Raw genomic sequence first — 20,717 nt, forward strand, 5'->3', positions numbered from 1 at the left:
GAGTCTCCGCCTTCGTTAGTATTAAGAAATCGCTTTACTGCTTCAATTTTTTCTCTTGAAGAAAATTTAGCCATAAAAAACTACACCTCCAATTGTTATTTGTGTCTAACAATTGGGGTGCAGTTCAACACGGGATCGTCTTTTTTCTATCATTACCATGTTGGTAATTTCTTATACGTTAACGTACATTGTCCATAGCGAGGCAATTATTGTCATATACGAATAAGAAGTGTTATTATAAATTATGGACTAAAGTAAGAATCTAACAGTGATTCAGTATAAAAATGATAAGTTTTTCTATTAATGAGGAGCGTTCATGTATGGCAGAGTTATTAAAAAAAATATTTGGGGATCCAAATCAAAAAGAACTTAAACGTATACAAAAAGTTGTTGATCAAATCGAAGCAAATGAGCCAGAGATTGAAAAATTATCGGATGATCAACTAAAGAAAAAAACAGAAGAATTCAAGGAACGTTATGAAAATGGGGAAAGCTTAGACGACATGCTTGTAGAGGCATATGCAGTTGTACGTGAAGCTTCCAAACGTGTGTTGAACATGCGACCATTCCCAGTTCAGTTAATGGGAGCAGTGGCATTGCATGAGGGTAATATTGCTGAAATGAAAACAGGTGAAGGTAAAACATTAGCTTCCACTATGCCAGCATATTTAAATGCAATATCTGGAAAAGGTGTACATGTTATTACCGTCAATGAATACTTGGTAGACCGTGATGCTAAGGAAATGGGGCAATTATTTGAGTTTCTTGGTCTTACCGTTGGCTTAAATGGTAATGGTTTATCAAAAGAAGAAAAAAGAGAAGCTTATTACTGTGATATTACGTATGGTACGAATAATGAATTTGGTTTCGATTATCTACGTGATAACATGGTTCTTTATAAAGAGCAAATGGTGCAACGCCCACTGAATTTTGCAATCATTGATGAGGTTGACTCGATTTTAATTGATGAGGCACGAACACCATTGATTATTTCTGGTTCTGCTCAAAAATCTGCATCGCTTTATCAACAAGCAAATTCTTTTGTTACTACCTTAAAGCGTGAAGATGATTACACCTTTGATGAAAAAACAAAGGGTGTTCAGCTAACAGAAGAAGGAATTAACAAAGCAGAACGTTATTTTAATATTGATAATTTATTTGATCTGAATAATGTATCGTTAACGCATCATATTAATCAAGCATTAAAAGCGCACGTTTCTATGCATCGTGACACAGATTACGTTGTACAGGACGAAGAAGTTGTCATTGTTGACCAGTTTACGGGACGTTTAATGAAAGGACGTCGCTACAGTGACGGTCTTCATCAAGCAATTGAAGCAAAAGAAGGTTTAAAAATTCAAAATGAAAGCATGACATTAGCATCAATTACTTTCCAAAACTTTTTCCGTATGTACAATAAGCTGTCAGGTATGACTGGTACAGCAAAAACAGAAGAAGAAGAATTTAGAAATATTTATAATATGAATGTAATAGCGATCCCAACAAATAAACCGATTGTACGTGATGATAAACCTGATATGATCTATAAAACGATGGAAGGTAAGTTCCGTGCAGCAGTCGAATACATTAAAGAGCGTCACCTAGAAGGTCAACCAGTACTTGTTGGTACTGTTGCCGTAGAAACTTCTGAGATTATTTCCCATTTACTAAAAAAAGCAGGCGTTAAACATAATGTATTAAACGCGAAAAATCATTATCGTGAAGCAGAAATTATCGAAAATGCCGGGCAACAAGGAGCAGTAACCATCGCTACCAACATGGCTGGTCGTGGTACGGATATCAAACTTGGTGAAGGTGTGAAAGAGCTAGGTGGTCTAGCTGTTATTGGGACAGAACGACATGAGTCTAGACGTATTGATAATCAGTTACGCGGTCGTTCCGGACGTCAGGGCGACCCAGGTCTATCTCAATTCTATTTATCGATGGAAGATGAATTAATGCGTCGATTTGGTTCTGATAATTTACGAAATATGATGGACAAACTGGGGATGGATGATTCTCAGCCGATTGAAAGTAAAATGGTATCGCGTGCAGTCGAATCCGCTCAAAAACGAGTAGAGGGTAATAACTTTGATGCTCGTAAAACTGTACTTTCCTATGATGATGTATTACGTGAACAACGTGAAATCATTTATAAACAACGTTTTGAAGTTATTGATGCAGAAGGAAATGAATTAAGAGAAATCATTGAGAATATGATTGAATCGTCATTACAGCGTGTGATTGATACGCATACTCAGGATGAAGATGAAGACAACTGGGACATTCAAGCTATTGTTGAATATGTACATGGAAGCCTATTAGAGCCAGAAGATTTGTCTGAGGCAGATATAAAAGGAAAAGATTCAGAAGAAATAATCGAAATGATCATGAATAAAGTACGTACTCGCTATGACGAGAAGCAAGAAGAACTATCTGAAGAGCAAATGCGAGAGTTTGAAAAAGTTATACTATTACGTACCGTTGATACAAAGTGGATGGATCATATCGATCAAATGGATCAATTACGTCAAGGTATCCACTTACGTGCGTATGGACAAAATGATCCATTGCGTGAGTACCAATTAGAAGGTTTCTCTATGTTTGAAGAAATGGTTGCAAGCATTGAGGATGAAGTTGCAAAATATATCATGAAGGCACAAATTCGTGAAAACTTAAAACGTCAAGAAGTAGTGAAGAATACACAAGCTGTTTCTGGCGAACAGGAAGAGAAGAAAAAGACGAAAAAGCCATATATTAAGAAGCAAGATGTAGGTCGAAATGATCCTTGTCCGTGTGGAAGTGGGAAGAAATTTAAAAACTGTCACGGTAAATAGCATATTTAACCTTTTAAAAAGGTTTGAAAATGATTAAAATGATACTAACACTCCCAATTTCTTGGGGGTGTTTTCATTGGTAAATAAATATATTAACTTATGAGGTGAATTCAATGGAACTTGCAGAAATTAAAAATGAATTAGATAAAATGAATACGCGTGTAGCGGAATTTAGGGGGTCTCTTTGACTTAGATGCCAAGAATGCACGTATTCAGGAACTAGAGTTAGAAATGACCGAGCCCGGATTTTGGGATGATCAAAATGCCGCTCAAAAGGTAATCGATGAAGCAAATGGGCTAAAAGGTTATGTAAACACATTTGATGGTATATCAGCTCGTTTAGATGACTTAGAGGTTTCGTATGAGCTAGTGAAAGAAGAAAATGATGAAGAATTATATGAAGAACTAAATAACGATATTGTGGAGCTTCGTAAAGCCATTAATGAATTTGAATTGCAAATGCTTTTGAGTGAACCATACGATTCAAATAATGCGATCTTGGAATTACATCCAGGAGCAGGTGGAACAGAATCTCAGGATTGGGCAAGCATGCTGCTTCGCATGTATCAACGCTGGGCAGAAGCAAAAGGATTCTCAGTAGAAACATTGGACTATTTACCTGGGGATGAAGCTGGTGTAAAAAGTGTTACCCTGTTAATTAAGGGTCATAATGCCTATGGGTATTTAAAAGCAGAAAAAGGTGTCCATCGTTTGGTACGTATTTCTCCATTCGATTCTTCAGGTAGGCGACATACTTCGTTTGCATCTTGTGAGGTTATGCCAGAGCTCTCTGATGATGTGGATATTGATGTGAAAACAGAAGATATAAAGGTGGATACGTATCGTGCTAGTGGTGCAGGTGGACAGCATGTAAATACAACAGATTCTGCGGTTCGTATTACTCATATTCCAACAAATACTGTTGTTACCTGTCAAAATGAACGCTCTCAAATTAAAAACCGTGAAGCTGCTATGAAGATGTTAAAGGCTAAGCTGTATCAATTAGAAATCGAAAAGCAGCAACAAGAACTGGCGGATATTCGTGGTGAACAGAAAGAGATAGGATGGGGAAGCCAAATTCGTTCCTATGTATTCCATCCGTATTCCATGGTAAAAGACCATCGTACAAATGTAGAAATTGGAAATACAAATGCAGTTATGGATGGTGATCTTGACCCGTTTATCGATGCATTTTTACGATCAAAAATGTGACATAAATCACCTTTTTGAAAGCCCCTAACCTCTTGATATAACTAGGTTTGTGACGTGTTGTGAAAGTCATGAAATTGCCACAAATTACTAAAATGTTGGTATGACAACGTTTTTAGCCAATTTTTGGTTTTTGAAGGCTTTATAAGAGGTTTTATTATTTTCTATATTGGTTATAATAAATATGACAAACCTATTATTAAACTTTGATTAGGGGGATTTCACATGAAGAAATGGTTATTTGCAGTATTAATTGGATCCGCACTAGTACTTGGTGCATGTGGCGGTGGAGATGATGATGCTACAGACACGAACGGTGATGGTGGCGAAACAACAGAAACTGCTGCAGGTCAAGAAATTTATGAAGCAAACTGTGCAGCTTGTCATGGTGCAGATTTATCCGGTGGTGCTGGTCCGAACTTAAGTGCAGTAGGATCTAAGTACTCTGCTGATGAAATTGTTGATATTATCCATAATGGAATTGGTAACATGCAAGCACAAAATGTTGACAATGATGATGCAGAAGTATTAGCAAACTGGTTAGCAGAAAAGAAATAAATTTATCTTAAGTATATAAAAAGTTTGATCTCCTTAGGTCAAGCTTTTTTTATTTTCCATTTTCCCATCCCAAATACTCAGGCTCCAACATCTCCCAAAATTTTACCGAATTTTACAAAAAAACTACCAAAATAGTTCCTTTGAAATATAAATGTAATAATTTTTATCGTAAAAAATATGTAGAAAGATGTTATAATATAAAAGAATTCCGAAGAAAATAGTCTGTTTTATTAAAAAGGTTTTATGAAATGAAGTTATTTTCTTTAGCAGAAAAGCGAGAATAGGCTTGCATTTTGCAACTAGGTCTTTTGGCACAAAGGCATACCAAGCCGATTTTTCACAACAACATTATAAAAATATAAAGGTGAGTTTATATGATATTAATGAAAGATGTATATAAAACGTATTCCAATGGGGTAACTGCGTTAAATGGTATTTCAGTAGACATAGATCAAGGTGAATTTGTATATATAGTAGGTCCAAGTGGAGCGGGAAAATCAACATTTGTTAAATTGATGTATCGTGAAGTAAAACCTAGTAATGGACAACTTGTTATAAATAAAACGGATTTAAGTGAGTTAAAAGAAAAAAATATTCCTCATTTTCGTCGTGATATCGGAGTTATTTTCCAAGACTTTAAATTGCTTCCTAAACTATCAGTCTATGAAAATGTGGCTTTTGCACTAGAGGTAATCGAAGAATCTCCTCGAAATATCCGCAAACGTGTGATGGATGTACTTGAACTAGTTGGTCTTAAAAATAAGGCCCGTTTTTTACCAGATGAGTTATCTGGTGGTGAACAACAACGTGTTTCCATCGCTCGTGCTATTGTAAATCATCCGAAGATTGTTATTGCGGACGAGCCTACTGGAAACCTCGATCCAGATACTTCATGGGAGATCATGCGTGTTTTTGAAGAGATCAATAATAGAGGAACAACTATCTTAATGGCAACTCACTCGAAGGAGATTGTAAACACGATTAAAAAGCGTGTTATTGCAATTGAAGATGGGTTAATTGTAAGAGACCAACACAGAGGTGAATACGGTTATGAAAGCTAGAACATTAAAAAGACATCTACGGGAAAGTGTTAAAAATCTTTTCCGTAACGGTTGGATGACAATAGCCTCTGCTGGTGCAGTTACAGTTACATTGGTTTTGGTTGGAGCATTTCTAGCTCTTATGTTAAACCTGAATCAAATGGCTACTAATCTGGAGGAAGATGTTGTAATTAAGGCATTGATTGATACAACTGCTGATGATGAACAAATAAAAGAATTAGGTGAAGAAATTGATCAACTAGATGCAGTTGATACAGTGTTATTCTCATCTAAAGATGAGGAATTACAGGACCTAATTGAAGGTATGGGAGAAGGTGGAGAAACTTGGCAGTTATTAGAACAAGAAAATCCACTAAATCATGCTTACGTAGTTAAGGCGAAGGATCCTCAAAACACGGAAGAACTCGCTGATGAAATTGCGACATTTGATAATGTAGATGAAGTATCTTATGGGCAAGAGGTTGTTCAAAACCTATTTAAATTTAACAACTATGCTAGAACGATTGGATTAGTCTTAATTATTGGATTAGTGTTAACGGCTATTTTCCTAATTTCTAATACAATTAAACTTACAATTATGGCACGTAGTAAAGAGATTGGCATCATGAAATTAGTTGGTGCTACCAATGGATTTATTAGATGGCCATTCTTTATTGAAGGAATGTTACTTGGGGTTTTAGGATCTATTATCCCTATTGTCGGGATCTTATCCGGATATAAATTCTTTGAAACTAGTATAAGCGAAATCAGTGCTATCGGATTCGTTGAAATATTGCCTTATAATCCATTTGCTTGGCAACTTTCTGCAATTATCCTAGGAATAGGTGCCCTAATAGGTATTTGGGGAAGTGTCATGAGTGTACGTAAATTCTTAAAAGTTTAATTCAACTATCGAGAATTGATAGAGTTGATTGTTTTTTGAAAGGGGAATTAACGGGATGAAGAAATATTTACCATTATTACTTGTCGTTGCCTTAGTATTAACGATTCCAGGTTTAAATTTGGATCAGGTTTCTGCGGAATCAGTCGATGATTTGAATAAACAAATTAAAGATTTGGAAAAAGAACAATTAGAACTTAAAGAAAAACAAGATGGTTTAGAAAGTGAGAAATCAGAAACGGAGAAAAAGATTCAAGAGAACTTGAATAAGCAAGGTACAGTTAAAGGTGAAATTGAATCTATTGATCAGCAACTTGATACGACAAGAGCAAACATTCAAGCGAAAGAAAATGAAATTGCTGAAACGAATAAAGAAATTGATAGTTTAAATAACAAAATAAAAGAGTTAAAAGAGCAAATCGAAGAATTAAAAGAAGAAATTAAGAAATTACAAGAGAAAATTGAAAAACGTGAAGAATTACTAAAAGATCGTTTACGTACCATCCAAAAAAATGGCGGTCAAATGAGATATATTGAAGTGTTACTCGGGTCTAGTAGCTTTGCTGATTTTATCAGTAGAACTGCTGCAGTAAACATCATGATGGATCAGGATAAAGCGATCATGGAAACATTAAAAGAAGATCGAATTACAGTAGAAACGAAAAAGACTGAGGTAGAAGATAATAAAACCGAAGTTGAGGATAAGAAAGTAGAAGTTGAAGATAAGAAAGTTGCTTTGGAGTCTCAAAAACAAGAATTAGTTGCTTTACAAGGGCAACTGAATAATCAAATGGCTGAAAAGGAAACCTTGATGGCCGAGCTAGAACATGAACATGAAGAGCTACACGAAATTGAATTAACATTAGCTGAGGAACAAGAAGTCATACGTGCAGAAGCGGAAGCAAAGAAGAAAGCAATTGCAATGGCTGAACGTAAGAAAACGGAATTAGCGCAATTAAATAAAAAAGAACCAGCAGCAAACTCTGGAAATCCAAATGGGATTTTTACACACCCAGCAAAAGCGAGAATATCTTCTCATTTTGGAATGAGATATCATCCAATTTTTCACGAAAATAGACTCCATGCAGGTGTAGATTTTGCAACATCTACAGGAACACCTTTACTTGCACCGGCTGACGGTGTCGTAAGTAAAGTAGGTGTAGTTGGTGGATTTGGAAATGCCATTTTTATTTCGCATTATATTAATGGGCAAAGTTATACCACTGTATCTGCTCATTTAAGTAGTATGTCTGTTTCACCTGGACAAGAAGTGTCAGAAGGACAAGTAATAGGAGCAACAGGTAACACTGGTAATTCAACAGGACCCCACCTTCATTTTGAAGTACATATTGGAGGATACGGAAACCCTGTAAACCCACTCCCGTATTTAAAATAAATAGAGTATGAAAAGGCATCTCCCTAAAGGGCGATGTCTTTTTCGTATACAGTACCTAATAACTTTTTCCAATTTGCATAAGCTCCATGAGTACATATAAAATTAATTTCTTAAGTAAAATCCATAGTCATCTAGCTCAGATAGTGGTATGCTTTTTTATAATACATAAAATAAAGTAAACATAATTCTTTGGGGTGAAGATATGAAATTGAAAATACCGCATATTATACTCATTTTAGCTGCTGCATTAGTTCTTGGTTTTGCTGGTGCTTATGTAGGGGTACAGGTAGCAACGAGTTCTGATGAGCAAAATGTACCGCAAACGAATCAACCAGCGGAAGAACAGGATGAAACAGTTAATGAAAGTGAATATAATGCACCAGAAAATATGAATAAAGTCGCTCAAGCATTTGATATAATCAAGAAAAATTACTTAGAAAATGTAGAGGATCAACAGCTTATTGAAGGCGCTATTCAAGGTATGTTAGCAACATTAGAGGATCCGTATAGTACATATATGGATATAGAAATGATGAAGGAATTTGATGAACAAATTGAATCATCTTTTGAAGGAATAGGTGCAGAAGTAAGTATGGTGAATGGGACTGTCACAATTGTTGCGCCAATTAAGGATTCACCTGCAGAAAAATCAGGTTTGCGACCAAATGATCAAGTGTTAGAGGTCGATGGTGAATCATTAGAAGGTTTTGATTTGAATGAGGCAGTATCAAAAATACGTGGTGAAAAAGGGACGGAAGTAGTTCTTACCATTGCACGACCTGGCGCTTCTGAACCATTTGAAGTTACAATTACTCGTGATACGATTCCAGTGGAAACCGTTTATTCAGATATGCGGACTATTTCAGGAAAGAAAACAGGAATTATTGAGATTACAAACTTCTCGGAACAAACTTCAGCTGAATTTGAAGAGCAACTGCAGAGCTTAGAAGAAGAAGGAATAGAAGGGTTAGTTATTGATGTTCGAGGTAATCCAGGTGGCTTACTTAACTCTGTAGAAGAAATTTTGAGTAACTTTATTCCTAAAGATGTACCGTATGTACAAATTGAAGATGGTGATGGTAATAGAACTCCATACCATTCAAACTTAAATGCTAAGAAAGACTATCCTATTAGTGTATTAGTTAATGAAGGTAGTGCATCTGCTTCAGAAATACTAGCTGTTGCGATGAAGGAAATAGACTATCATGTTGTTGGAACAACATCCTTTGGTAAAGGTACGGTACAGCAGGCTGTGCCACTGGGTGATGGTAGTACGATTAAATTAACTTTCTTTAAATGGCTTTCACCAGAAGGAAATTGGATTCATGAAACAGGTGTAGAACCTACGGTCGAAATAGATCAACCAGAATATTATTATTCGAATCCAGTACAAGTGGAAGACCCATTGGTAATCGACCAATCAGATCCAAAAATTGAAAGTGTTCAGCTCATGTTAGATGGCCTAGGCTATAATCCAGGTAGAACAGATGGATATTTTAGTCAAGAAACAGAAAAGGCTGTTGAAGCTTTCCAACAAGATAATGATTTAAATGTAACTGGAGAAGTAGACCAAGAAACAGCTAATATGCTTGAATTACAAATTGTTGAGAAGATCCGTGATGGTGAAGATGACCTGCAATTAGAAAGAGCATTGGAAGTACTATACCATTAATTGGTTTAAGATAAAATCCGTGAGAAATCACTCACGGATTTTTCTAATCTGAGAAAACTTGGTTCATATACGATAAGATAGAAATACATTGTAACATGCGAAAAAGTTTTATTTCCAAGAAGCAGGAAAAAATTCGACAAATAGAGAATATATAAAGATATAGAACCAACTGAAGTTTTTGACACAGCATTGTGGGGTGATCGAGATGTTAGAAGCATGGTTAATGGAACTTTTAAAAGCAGTCGGTAGGCTCTTTCTAAATCCATTATTATATTGGACGATAATATTGGTTACAGTTGTTGGCTACAGACGAGTGAAACGTGACCGAGTAAAGTTTGGTGCAAAGGTATTTGATGTTTTTGCCGAATGGAAGGATACATGGATTTTATCCATAACATTAGGATTATTTATATCTATACTAACGATAGGAATCGGATTTTTATTTACATATGAAACTATACTTCTTTTAAGTGTTATAACTATTTTATTGAGTTTTACGTTAAGATTTAGCATGTTATCGGCTAGTTATACGATCGGCTTAACGTATATACTACTGTTACTGATACCATTACTATTGGAGAATCAAAAATTTATTAATGTAGCACTATTCTCCAGTGTTAGTCTTACTGCATTGACAATACTACTAGGACTTTTTTTAATGGTAGAAGCCCAGCTACTAAGTAAGACAAAGCGTAATGAAACATTCCCTGATTTATCTTTAGATCAGCGTGGTGGGTGGGTAGGTATCCATCATGTCAAAAAGCTCTCTATTATACCGTTTTTTACGTTAATACCACATGGGTTAATCGAATCTTTTGCCCCGTATTGGCCATATTTTACAATTGGTGAGGAGACGTACAGTTTAGTATTAGTACCATTTGTAATAGGTTTTCATCATGTAGTAAAGGGTGGGCTTCCAGATCAAGCGACTATAAAAATAGCGAAGAGCGTGTTCTTCTTAGCTTTAATTGTAACAGCAATAGCAGTTGGAAGTATTTTTGTATCATGGTTATCTATAGCTGCAGTAGTAATAGCTATTTTGGGTAGGGAGATCATTAATTATCGTCATCGAATCAATGATCAACGTAACCGCCCATTTTTCCATCAGACGAATGACGGATTAAAGGTATTATCCATTATTCCGGGTTCACCGGCAGACCGCCTACAAATTCTAGTTGGTGAAACGATTACAAAAGTCAATGGCAAGCGAATTACGACGGAGCAACAGTTTTATGAAGCACTCCAGGAAACTGGAGCATTTTTCAAACTAGATTTAATTGATGATTTTGGAGAGGTACGATTTGTTCAAAGTGCCATATATGAAGGAGACCACCATGAATTGGGTCTCATTTTCACATCTAAACCACATCGTTTACATAAATAGAAAAACAAGCATGTATGCATTGCATGCTTGTTTTTTTATGAGATTTCTTTCAATTCCTGTATAAGCAAAAACTAAGGTATCGCCATAAATACTTGGCTTATGCTAAGTTTTTTAATCCTATTTCCCCTATTCCTAACGTAAAAATCATCAAATCCAAAATAACTTCTATACCTTAAAATTGTGATTTAACTCACTATTCATCTATTACTCTTTACGTAACATAAGTAACTGAAGATAGAATTTATTAGTTACTTCAGAAATTTTATGGGGAGGGATTATACGGATGATCCAAACAGTAGCCTGGATAGTTAGTTTAATTTTTATGTTGTTTATTACCATTGTTTTTGGTGTTGTGGTACTAAAGTCGAAGGAGAAGCGAGATTATGACCCAATAAAGAAAAAATGGTATAAGGCTCGTTCGTTCTATGGTACTACACTAGTTGTTTTCTTTCTTGTGATTACAATTTATACCTTACGAGAACTACCTTATAATCAACCGGTGTATGGGGAAGGAAAGGATCCTACTATTGTAGATGTGGAAGCGCTACAATTTGGTTGGAATTTTAGTGAAACGGAATTTAAAGTAGGGGAGCCGATTGAGTTTCATGTAACTAGTGCAGATGTTAATCATGGGTTTGGTATTTATGACGAAGATAGGAATCTGTTGGCTCAAACGCAAGCGATGCCAGAGTATACAAATAAAGTTTATGTTACCTTCGATGAACCTGGTACGTACGACATTTTATGTTTAGAATATTGTGGATTAGCTCATCACTTAATGATTCAATCAATTGAAGTTACGGAATAGGGGGAGGTTGTTAACGATGAGTTCATTGGTGAATAAGGGAGAGTTAAAGCAAAGGAATGGTCAGATAGCTTCGTATTTAATCATTGGTGCGGTAGTTATTGCGGTAATGATGGTTTTTGGAATACTGATGCTTCTTGCACAAGGAGGAATGCTGAATCTATCTGCAGCCAATTTTTATCAATTTTTAACGATACATGGCACTGGTATGATCGGAGCAGCAGCATTTGCAGCAGCAGGAGTTATGTGGTATTTCCTAAGGGATTATGTTCAACTTTCTAAGAAGATTTTCACTTGGAACCTTGTGTTATTTTTAATTGGTGTTGTGATGGTAATTATCGGTGTATTCTCATTTGAATATGCTAGTTCTTGGACATTTTTATATCCATTACCTGCACTTTCAGCAAATGCCTGGGGAACAGTTGGAGCTTTGCTTTACCTTGTAGGTATGCTCGTTCTTGGTGTTGGATTCCTTTTACTATATATCGATACTGGTCGTGCAATAATTAAGAAATACGGAAGTCTCGGTAAAGGGTTAGGATGGGATGTCATTTCCGGTAAGAAAGCTGAAAAAGATGCACCGCCACCAACAGTAGTTGCTAGTACAATGGTTACGATCGTAAATGTAACTGCGTTAACTGCGGGTGCAACGGTACTCATTATGAACATAATCAATGTTGTTAACCCAGCATTTACGTTTGATCCACTATTGGCAAAAAACCTGACGTATGCATTCGGTCATATTTTTGCTAATTCCATTATTTATATGGGTGTCATTGTAGTTTATGAGATTTTACCACGATATACTAATCGTCCATGGAAATCAAATAGAATTTTCTTAATCGCTTGGACAATGTCCACTACGTTTACATTATTAATTTATACACATCATATGTTAATGGACTCCGTGATGCCGAAATGGATGTTAATCATGGGACAGGCGTTGTCATATGCAAATGGGTTACCTGTTTTAGTTATAACCGCTTATGGAGCATTAATGATTGTATATAAATCAGGTATAAAATGGGACATGGCTTCAGGTCTAGCATTCATTTCTATGTTTGGTTGGACAGTCGGTGTTGTACCAGCAATTGTGGATGCGACCATAGTAGTCAATCATGTCATGCATAATACAAAATGGGTTCCTGGACACTTTCACATGTACATGGGGCTAGGTGCAGTAGCAATGCTGTTTGCATTTATGTATTACTTAGCTAAAGTAGATAGCAACTTAGAAACGACTATACTAGATAAAATTGCATTAATTGTCTATACACTTGCGATTATTTCCGTTAGTGGACAGTTTCTCGTTTCTGGAGCTATTAGTACACCACGAAGATGGGCAACTCATTTTCCTGAGTGGATGGGTCCAGCATTATTTGGCGGGATAGCAGGGGTATTTATGTTCCTTGCAACAGTCATATTTATCGTTCACTTTATTAGTTATATTCAAGTACGAGGTACATCAACGGGAAGCGATTTTGATGATAAAAAAGTGGCGTAGTAATTCTCTATTATCTGGATTGATTTTATTTGGGGTGTTGCTCATTCCGTTCATAAGACAATTTTTAGAGTCTGTAATGGTTCTTCATATGCTCGTTCAACTACCATTACTTGTTTTAGTAGGTTGGTTAATTGGGATAACGATAACCCGTAATTTCCAGTCACATTTTGATTCATGGAATTCGAATGGAATACCTGGTACCTTACTTTTTGTCATGATAACTATGTATTGGATGATTCCTAGAACATTAGATGAAGCACTATCAATTTGGTATATTGAATTATTTAAATATGTCAGCTTGCCCGTAATTGGATTGCTATTATACGATAGCTGGAAAAAACTGCAGTCGATTGGAAAAAGCTTTATCTATCTTAACTACTTATCGATGTTTGGTTTAATGGCCTGGTTATACATTGACTCACCAATACAGATCTGTAATAACTACCTAGCAGCGGAGCAAAAAATACTAGGCTGGGGATTGTTAGGAATCACAGCTTTTATGGTGCTGTATCTTGTTCAAGCGGTATTTACAGATCAAACAGAAGAGGCTATCTAGGATAAAAGTAAATCCGCTGACGAAGTTCAGCGGATTTACTTTAGCGAATAAGAAAGTACATTAGTATAATAGTAATTAAAACACACTAGATTAGTTGGCATGGATCCCGCTTCGGTTAAAAGGTTATAACTATTGCATCTCACAAGATAAATCCTTAACAATAATCATCAAGTAGATAAGCTTCTTCAACCTATACCTTTAAGTAACCTCACACACCACAAAGTAGTATATTAGACTCACTTAAATATTGTGATTTTTTCACAATTAACTAGTTGATGAAAACGATACCAAAAAATCTATTTTACCACTATATTCATAGTATTAACCTTAATATAGTTGGGTATATTCCTTGTCAAACATTGTTCATAAATGAACATGTTTTAAGTGAGCTGAATCACATGTAGGGTAGGGAAATGGACTTACAATTAAATTAAAGATAAGAGATAAAAAAACTTATCTAAAAACTAATGAGGTGAGTGTTATGATTAAGAAAATTGGTTATGGTGTTGTTGTTGGTCTAAGTGCAACAGTTCTATTATTATCTGCATGTGCTGATGAATCACAAGATACTAAACACGATGTATCACCTGATCTTGAAAATGCTATTGAAACTGTAAATGCTGAAGCGAATACTCCAGAAGTTATTGAACCACATAAGGAATTAAATGATGATCCAGTACCTTTAGAAATTGAGCGAGATGGAACAGATGTTTATATTAATATGACAGCTCAAATTACAGACATTGAAATTGAGAAGGGATATAACTACAAAGCTTGGACATTTAACGGTGAAGCTCCTGGACCACTTGTAGTAGTAAATGAAGGAGATACGATTCACTTTACATTAGAGAATAAAGATCCGGCAATCCCCCACAGCATGGACTTTCACGCAGTACACACAGCTCCAGATAAAGGATTTGCTAATGTAGAGCCGAATGAAGAGGGAACATTCTCTTATCAAGCTACGAAACCAGGTGTGTTCATGTATCACTGTGGTACAGCTCCAGTATTATCTCACATTGCAAATGGAATGCATGGCGTAATTATTGTACAACCGAAAGATGGTTATCCTACAGATCATGAAGTAGAAAAAGAATATGCAATTATTCAAAACGAATGGTATAAATATAACGATTTAGATGATATGACAAATGGTGTACCTTCTCAAGTGGTATTTTCTACGAAAGCACTACATGAAGGTCAATCAAATACAAATGGTACAGTAACAGCAGTTAAAGATGAGCCACTACTTGCTAAAGTAGGAGATAAAGTTCGCATATATGTTAACAATGTAGGTCCGAATGAAGTAAGTAGCTTTCATGTGGTAGGTACCGTATTTGATGATGTGTATATAGATGGCAACCCTGCTAACCATATGGAAGGTTTACAAACTGTCATGTTACCAGCTAGTGGTGGAGCAGTTGTTGAATTCACGGTAAAAGAAGAGGGAGTCTATCCTTTCGTAACACACCAATTCAATCACGCACAAAAAGGAGCAGTTGGTTTTATTAAAGTTACTGCAGATGGGAAAGATGATGGCTCTGAAGTAGGCGGTCACTAAAAAATAATGATAGAAAAAACTCCGATTCATGAAAACAAGAATCGGAGTTTTTTTGCTTATCTTTGTAAATAATTTACTGATTTATAATGCAAACTATAGAGGAACAACAATGAGAAAGGAAATGAAGATGAAAAGCTATTTATTAGGTGTGTGGAATACGATTGATCCTATATATTACACATTTACTCGTTTGCGTTATATTCCAGATGAAGAACAGCACAATACTATTTTTCGGGTACGATTAACACGATATAAGGGTTCAGATGTCGTGCTTCAAGATGGGACCATCATTCATAAGAATGATATTTTATTAAAAATACATTTACACAATGTAAGGATAATAAGTGATCTCCAACCGGTAAAAAGTGAAGTAAAGCGTGCTGTATTTATCTATCACATGGTCAAACGCTCATTACCAAGATTAGCCCATTATTTACAACATCACCCCAAAAATGAGGATATAAAAGGAGTTATTGGAATAACTACACTTCACAGAGGCGTTAATCGATTAGGATTTGAAGTTTTTTCCATTAAAAATAACTATTATCGTAGGTACAAAAAGCTTACATTTACACCAATAAATTTAATGGCAAATGCCAAAAACGGCGAACCTGTATATTTATTTATGTCCAAGAAGGACTTAATTTCGAAGTATACTTCGAAAAATTAAGCACTTTTGGATTCAATTGCAACATCATGAAAGGTGATTTCTGGACGACTTCCGACACGGATATTCACACCAGTTTGTCCAAGACCTTCACTAATATAAAAAGGTGAGTTATTGTGCATGTGCAAACCTTTAATGATATTTTGTCTTGCAAGCTTACCCATTTTTACAAGATGGTATGCCTTTGGATAACAGATTTGTCCACCATGGAAGTGACCAGCTAGCAGGTAATCAAAATGGTAATCATTCATTTCTAAAACTACATTTGGGTCGTGTGTTATGACAATATTCATTCCATCTTGAACTTTTTGGTAAGACAAAGCTAAATCACTACGATTTGTACTGTAATCATCGATTCCAATAATATTGATTTTCTGACCGTTAATTTCGATCGTTTCACTAGAATTTTGCATCACATGACAACCATAATCGGTAAGCAACTGTTTAAGCTTTTCTAGATTTTCATTTTTTAACACATAATCATGGTTCCCAAGAACAGCATAGATCCCGTGTGGTGGCTTCAACTCTTGAATGACTTCTAAATAAGGAACTAACTTTGGTAGTGTTCGTTTGCGATCTAAGAAGTCACCAGTTAAAGCAATCATATCAGGTTTTTCATTTTTGATTTTACGGGCTAATTGTTCTGGTGTGATTGAGATGTTTTCTAAGTGTAAGTCAGATAACTGTAGAATGGAAAAAGATGGGCTTGTTGAAGATGTTTGCGATTCTATTTTAATTTTATTTATTTGAATATCTTTTGTATTTTGATTGGCTTTATAGACAAAATAAACTACTAGAACTAGTAGTAATGCATATAAAATATATGACATATTGTATCGCCTCCCCAACAAGCATTATAACATGGTGGATTAGAGATATCATTGGTAAATCAAGGGATTTTATTGCTAAAAAGAATCGCGATTCGTAGTTTCTATTAATATGGAGTTGAACAACATGGAACCATCAACAACAAAGAAAGAAGCATTGTTTCTACCATTTATGCAAATCCCCACCGGTCATCACCATGTAGCAGACGCAATAATGGAAGATTTGAAGAACTACACTGGATCTATACGTTGTAATAAAGTAGATATTCTATCGTATAGTTATGGAAAAATAGAATCGGTAGTATCTGGAACCTATTTGAGGTGGATTCAATCACTTCCAAGTGCGTATCATTGGTTGTATGACCGGATGGCATATAAACAAGCGTTTAAACGTAATCGTCAGTATGTATATGAAGTATTATTTATGTATTTCTTTAAACGACTTATGAAAGAGAACGAACCTAATATACTGTTTTGTACACATGCACTACCATCTAATATAGCTAGTGTGTTGAAACAAAAAGGGAATTTACATGGTGTAATCGTAAATGTTTATACGGACTACTTTGTTAATAAAGTGTGGGGAATGGAGGGGGTTGACTATCACTTTGTTCCATCAATAGAAGTAAAAAACTTCTTGTTACGTTTGGGGGTAAACGAAGAACAAATATATGTTACTGGAATTCCAGTCCACCCGGTATTTCATCAACCTAATAAGCTACAAAGGAAAAAAGATACAGGAATGTTGAAAGTTTTAGTTACTGGAGGAAGTCTAGGGGTTGGTGGAATTGAACAATTGCTTGAACAAGCCTCCGAAAAGCACGATATTCATTATTATGTACTGTGTGGTAAAAATGAAATACTGTATAGGAAGCTGAAGTCTCTGAGAAATGACATCACACCCATTTCTTATATTGAGAATAAAGAAGAAATTAATCATTTATATGATATGGTGGATGCTGTGATAACCAAGCCAGGAGGGGTTACGGTCAGTGAATGTCTCATGAAACGGAAACCTATATTTATTTGTAACGCATTACCTGGTCAAGAAAAAATAAATGAAGTAAAACTGAAGGAATTAGGGGTAGTGATCCCAATTCAACGTGGAAATATAGAACAGCAAATTTTAAACTTTTTTTCAGGAGAAAAGCAATTCGAAGAGTACATGAAAAAGATTGACTCCTATCATCATTATTTAGAAGAGAAATCAATGGATGAAATATTAGCGGAAATTTGTTCATTTGATTAAACAGAGTTGAAAGGAAATAATTAATGAAAAATCCGAACTAATTAGTTTGGATTTTTCTTTTAGCCGTAACAGCAACTTGATTTCCGCTAAGGAAAGACGCTTTCACTTCCAGCACAGGGGCGACTGGTGTGTTTCCTTGGTCCAGTGATTACTCTGCCTGCCGAAAATATTTGTCCTGCTTGAACAGCAAGTGTCTGGAGACCTTTTAGCGAAGGTACTTACTTGAGAATGAATTTCCATGAGAGAAGCTGTCACGGACAAAATGACTGCAGGATGAGAGCAAAACGTCCATGACAAAGATCAACACGGACAAGATCCAACCGTTAAAAAGTAACATTCCATACTTGGTTATTCTGAAACATTTTGTCTTAGAATGGAACGCATTCGTTTTGAGCTTACCTCTTTTTGTTTTATACTCTTGATTTTGTCTTTATGGATAAGGGTAGAATGTTAAAGAGGAATAGGGTATAATCAAAAATATCGAATGTTCGTTCGTATTTATGTTAAAATAGATAATAATATATGGTAAACTAGGTGTTAGGATTAGGAACGGAGGAAGTAATGTGGAAAATAAGTTTGAGCTAGTGTCAAAATATGAGCCACAAGGCGACCAACCCAAAGCGATAAAAGAGTTAGTTGAGAAAGTACTAGCTGGTCAGCGGGACCAAACTTTGCTTGGGGCGACAGGTACAGGAAAGACATTTACGGTATCTAATGTAATTCAGGAAATTAATCGTCCAACATTAGTTATTGCCCATAATAAGACGTTGGCAGGACAATTGTATAGTGAATTTAAAGAGTTTTTTCCCAATAATGCAGTTGAATATTTTGTCAGCTACTATGACTATTACCAACCAGAGGCATATGTTCCTTCAACAGATACGTTTATTGAAAAAGATGCAAGTATTAATGATGAGATTGATAAATTACGACACTCAGCTACATCTGCACTATTTGAAAGAAATGATGTATTGATTGTTGCAAGTGTTTCCTGTATATACGGTTTAGGTTCTCCGGAGGAATACAGCAGCCAAGTTCTTTCTCTTCGAATGGGAATGGAAAAGGATCGAGATCAGTTGCTTAAAGAACTTGTTGATATTCAATATGCTCGTAATGATATCAATTTCCAGCGTGGAACGTTCCGTGTACGTGGAGATTCGGTAGAAATCATCCCTGCTTCACGGGAAGAGCATTGTATTCGTGTTGAATTTTTTGGAGATGAAATTGACCGAATTCGCGAAGTCGATGCGTTAACCGGTGAAATTATTGGAGATCGAGAACATATAGCTATTTTCCCAGCATCTCACTTCGTTACCCGTGAAGAAAAGATGAAAGTGGCGATCGCTAATATTGAAAAAGAATTAGAAGAACGTTTAAAAGAGCTACGTGATCAAAATAAGTTGCTAGAAGCCCAACGTTTAGAACAGCGGACCAATTATGACCTTGAAATGATGCGAGAGATGGGATTCTGCTCAGGTATTGAGAACTACTCTCGTCATTTGACACTGAGGGAACAAGGTGCCACACCATATACATTGCTTGATTTCTTTCCTGACGATTATTTAGTTGTTGTCGATGAGTCGCATGTAACATTGCCACAAATCCGCGGTATGTACAATGGAGACCAGGCGAGGAAACAAGTATTAGTTGATCACGGTTTTCGTTTACCTTCTGCCTTGGATAATCGTCCATTGAAATTTGATGAATTTGAACAGAAAACTAACCAATTAATATATGTTTCAGCTACACCTGGACCATATGAATTGGAGCACACACCTAAGATGACGGAACAAATTATTCGTCCAACTGGATTACTAGATCCGATAGTTAATGTTCGTCCAATAGAAGGACAAATAGATGATTTAATAGGTGAAATTAACAAACGAACCGAACGAAATGAACGGGTATTAGTAACTACCTTGACGAAGAAAATGTCCGAGGATTTAACGGATTATCTAAAAGAGATAGGAATTAAGGTTGCTTATTTACACTCGGAGATCAAGACGTTAGAGCGAATTGAAATAATCCGAGATTTACGAGTTGGTAAATATGATGTTTTAATTGGAATCAACCTTCTACGAGAGGGGTTAGATATTCCAGAGGTGTCGCTAGTAGCTATATTAGATGCAGATAAGGAAGGCTTCCTACGCTCAGAGCGTTCGCTTATACAGACAATGGGGAGAGCTGCACGTAATGAAAATGGAGAAGTTATTATGTATGCGGATAAAATAACTCACTCGATGCAGGTAGCTATTGACGAAACGAATCGCCGTCGTGAGAAACAGATAGCTTATAATAAAGAGCATAATATTACTCCGAAGACGATCAAGAAGGATGTACGAGATGTCATTCGTGCTACGGTTGCTGCTGAGGATACAGAAGAATATGATTCAAAGACCAAGAGTCTTGCAAAGTTAGACAAAGCAGAAAGAGAAAAAGTAATAGAGAATATGGAAAAAGAGATGAGTGATGCTGCAAAAGCGCTTGATTTTGAGAAAGCAGCAGAGCTTCGTGATATTATACTTGAATTAAAAGTGGAAGGATGACGCAT

General features: G+C 35.9%; 16 protein-coding genes. 15 read left to right on the forward strand and 1 reads right to left on the reverse strand.

Annotated features, from left to right (window positions below; translation table 11 throughout):
• Positions 1–320: 320 nt before the first annotated feature.
• From secA to GMD78_RS12045, 13 genes are all read left to right on the forward strand, one after another.
• A complete protein-coding gene (secA, locus tag GMD78_RS11985) occupies positions 321–2,837 on the forward strand; it encodes a preprotein translocase subunit SecA (RefSeq protein WP_155669059.1) in 2,517 nt (838 codons plus the stop codon).
• Positions 2,838–2,950: 113 nt separating this feature from the next.
• A protein-coding gene (gene prfB / locus GMD78_RS11990) for a peptide chain release factor 2 (protein WP_155669060.1) occupies positions 2,951–4,049 on the forward strand; the annotation gives its coding sequence in 2 pieces (ribosomal slippage) (positions 2,951–3,022 and positions 3,024–4,049; 1,098 coding nt in all).
• 222 nt (positions 4,050–4,271) lie between these two features.
• A complete protein-coding gene (cccB, locus tag GMD78_RS11995; protein ID WP_155669061.1) occupies positions 4,272–4,604 on the forward strand; it encodes a cytochrome c551 in 333 nt (110 codons plus the stop codon).
• Between the two features lie 374 nt (positions 4,605–4,978).
• Positions 4,979–5,665 (forward strand): cell division ATP-binding protein FtsE, encoded by a 687-nt coding sequence (gene ftsE / locus GMD78_RS12000; RefSeq protein ID WP_155669062.1) that lies wholly within the window; start codon positions 4,979–4,981, stop codon positions 5,663–5,665.
• On the forward strand, positions 5,655–6,548 hold the full coding sequence (ftsX, locus tag GMD78_RS12005; RefSeq protein ID WP_155669063.1) for a permease-like cell division protein FtsX: 894 nt from the start codon (positions 5,655–5,657) through the stop codon (positions 6,546–6,548). Before ftsE ends, ftsX begins: the two co-directional genes overlap by 11 nt.
• 55 nt (positions 6,549–6,603) lie before the next feature.
• Positions 6,604–7,941, forward strand: a complete 1,338-nt coding sequence (locus GMD78_RS12010; RefSeq protein WP_155669064.1) for a murein hydrolase activator EnvC family protein — start codon at positions 6,604–6,606, stop codon at positions 7,939–7,941.
• A 202-nt stretch (positions 7,942–8,143) separates the two neighbouring features.
• Complete coding sequence (locus GMD78_RS12015; RefSeq protein ID WP_155669065.1) at positions 8,144–9,613, forward strand: S41 family peptidase; 1,470 nt, start codon at positions 8,144–8,146, stop codon at positions 9,611–9,613.
• Positions 9,614–9,818: 205 nt separating this feature from the next.
• The gene (locus tag GMD78_RS12020) at positions 9,819–10,997 is read left to right on the forward strand and encodes a PDZ domain-containing protein (RefSeq protein WP_155669066.1); all 1,179 of its coding nucleotides are present in this window, start codon (positions 9,819–9,821) and stop codon (positions 10,995–10,997) included.
• 283 nt (positions 10,998–11,280) lie between these two features.
• Positions 11,281–11,805 (forward strand): cupredoxin domain-containing protein, encoded by a 525-nt coding sequence (locus tag GMD78_RS12025; RefSeq protein ID WP_155669067.1) that lies wholly within the window; start codon positions 11,281–11,283, stop codon positions 11,803–11,805.
• 16 nt (positions 11,806–11,821) lie between these two features.
• Positions 11,822–13,306 (forward strand): cbb3-type cytochrome c oxidase subunit I, encoded by a 1,485-nt coding sequence (locus tag GMD78_RS12030; RefSeq protein WP_155669068.1) that lies wholly within the window; start codon positions 11,822–11,824, stop codon positions 13,304–13,306.
• Entirely contained in the window at positions 13,287–13,862 is a 576-nt protein-coding gene (locus tag GMD78_RS12035; RefSeq protein WP_155669069.1) for a hypothetical protein, read from the forward strand. The genes GMD78_RS12030 and GMD78_RS12035 overlap by 20 nt, the downstream gene beginning before the upstream one ends.
• Before the next feature lie 481 nt (positions 13,863–14,343).
• Positions 14,344–15,423, forward strand: coding sequence for a multicopper oxidase domain-containing protein (locus tag GMD78_RS12040; RefSeq protein ID WP_155669070.1), 1,080 nt, complete (start codon positions 14,344–14,346; stop codon positions 15,421–15,423).
• 109 nt (positions 15,424–15,532) lie between these two features.
• Entirely contained in the window at positions 15,533–16,093 is a 561-nt protein-coding gene (locus GMD78_RS12045) for a YkoP family protein (protein WP_343042284.1), read from the forward strand.
• Here the strand turns inward: GMD78_RS12045 and GMD78_RS12050 are convergent.
• Positions 16,090–16,920, reverse strand: a complete 831-nt coding sequence (locus GMD78_RS12050) for a metallophosphoesterase (protein WP_155669071.1) — start codon at positions 16,918–16,920, stop codon at positions 16,090–16,092. The genes GMD78_RS12045 and GMD78_RS12050 overlap by 4 nt on opposite strands.
• A gap of 124 nt (positions 16,921–17,044) precedes the next feature.
• Here GMD78_RS12050 and GMD78_RS12055 point away from each other — a divergent pair, with 124 nt between their 5' ends.
• Positions 17,045–18,166 carry an MGDG synthase family glycosyltransferase gene (locus GMD78_RS12055; protein WP_155669072.1) on the forward strand — a complete coding sequence of 374 codons (1,122 nt, stop codon included), beginning with the start codon at positions 17,045–17,047 and terminating at the stop codon, positions 18,164–18,166.
• Positions 18,167–18,729: 563 nt separating this feature from the next.
• A complete protein-coding gene (gene uvrB / locus GMD78_RS12060) occupies positions 18,730–20,712 on the forward strand; it encodes an excinuclease ABC subunit UvrB (RefSeq protein WP_343042285.1) in 1,983 nt (660 codons plus the stop codon).
• The last annotated feature ends 5 nt before the right edge of the window (positions 20,713–20,717 follow it).

It is taken from the genome of Ornithinibacillus caprae, from assembly GCF_009728145.1.
GTDB classification, from domain to species: Bacteria; Bacillota; Bacilli; order Bacillales; family Amphibacillaceae; genus Ornithinibacillus; species Ornithinibacillus caprae.

Bases quoted from the DNA above. Each gene is read 5' to 3' on its own strand.
- GMD78_RS12020 (WP_155669066.1), top strand. From the start codon at position 9,819: ATGTTAGAAGCATGGTTAATGGAACTTTTAAAAGCAGTCGGTAGGCTC.
- GMD78_RS12055 (WP_155669072.1), top strand. From the start codon at position 17,045: ATGGAACCATCAACAACAAAGAAAGAAGCATTGTTTCTACCATTTATG.
- ftsE (WP_155669062.1), top strand. From the start codon at position 4,979: ATGATATTAATGAAAGATGTATATAAAACGTATTCCAATGGGGTAACT.
- GMD78_RS12015 (WP_155669065.1), top strand. From the start codon at position 8,144: ATGAAATTGAAAATACCGCATATTATACTCATTTTAGCTGCTGCATTA.
- ftsX (WP_155669063.1), top strand. From the start codon at position 5,655: ATGAAAGCTAGAACATTAAAAAGACATCTACGGGAAAGTGTTAAAAAT.
- GMD78_RS12050 (WP_155669071.1), bottom strand. From the start codon at position 16,920: ATGTCATATATTTTATATGCATTACTACTAGTTCTAGTAGTTTATTTT.
- GMD78_RS12035 (WP_155669069.1), top strand. From the start codon at position 13,287: ATGATAAAAAAGTGGCGTAGTAATTCTCTATTATCTGGATTGATTTTA.
- GMD78_RS12030 (WP_155669068.1), top strand. From the start codon at position 11,822: ATGAGTTCATTGGTGAATAAGGGAGAGTTAAAGCAAAGGAATGGTCAG.
- GMD78_RS12040 (WP_155669070.1), top strand. From the start codon at position 14,344: ATGATTAAGAAAATTGGTTATGGTGTTGTTGTTGGTCTAAGTGCAACA.
- secA (WP_155669059.1), top strand. From the start codon at position 321: ATGGCAGAGTTATTAAAAAAAATATTTGGGGATCCAAATCAAAAAGAA.
- GMD78_RS12045 (WP_343042284.1), top strand. From the start codon at position 15,533: ATGAGAAAGGAAATGAAGATGAAAAGCTATTTATTAGGTGTGTGGAAT.
- GMD78_RS12025 (WP_155669067.1), top strand. From the start codon at position 11,281: ATGATCCAAACAGTAGCCTGGATAGTTAGTTTAATTTTTATGTTGTTT.
- cccB (WP_155669061.1), top strand. From the start codon at position 4,272: ATGAAGAAATGGTTATTTGCAGTATTAATTGGATCCGCACTAGTACTT.
- GMD78_RS12010 (WP_155669064.1), top strand. From the start codon at position 6,604: ATGAAGAAATATTTACCATTATTACTTGTCGTTGCCTTAGTATTAACG.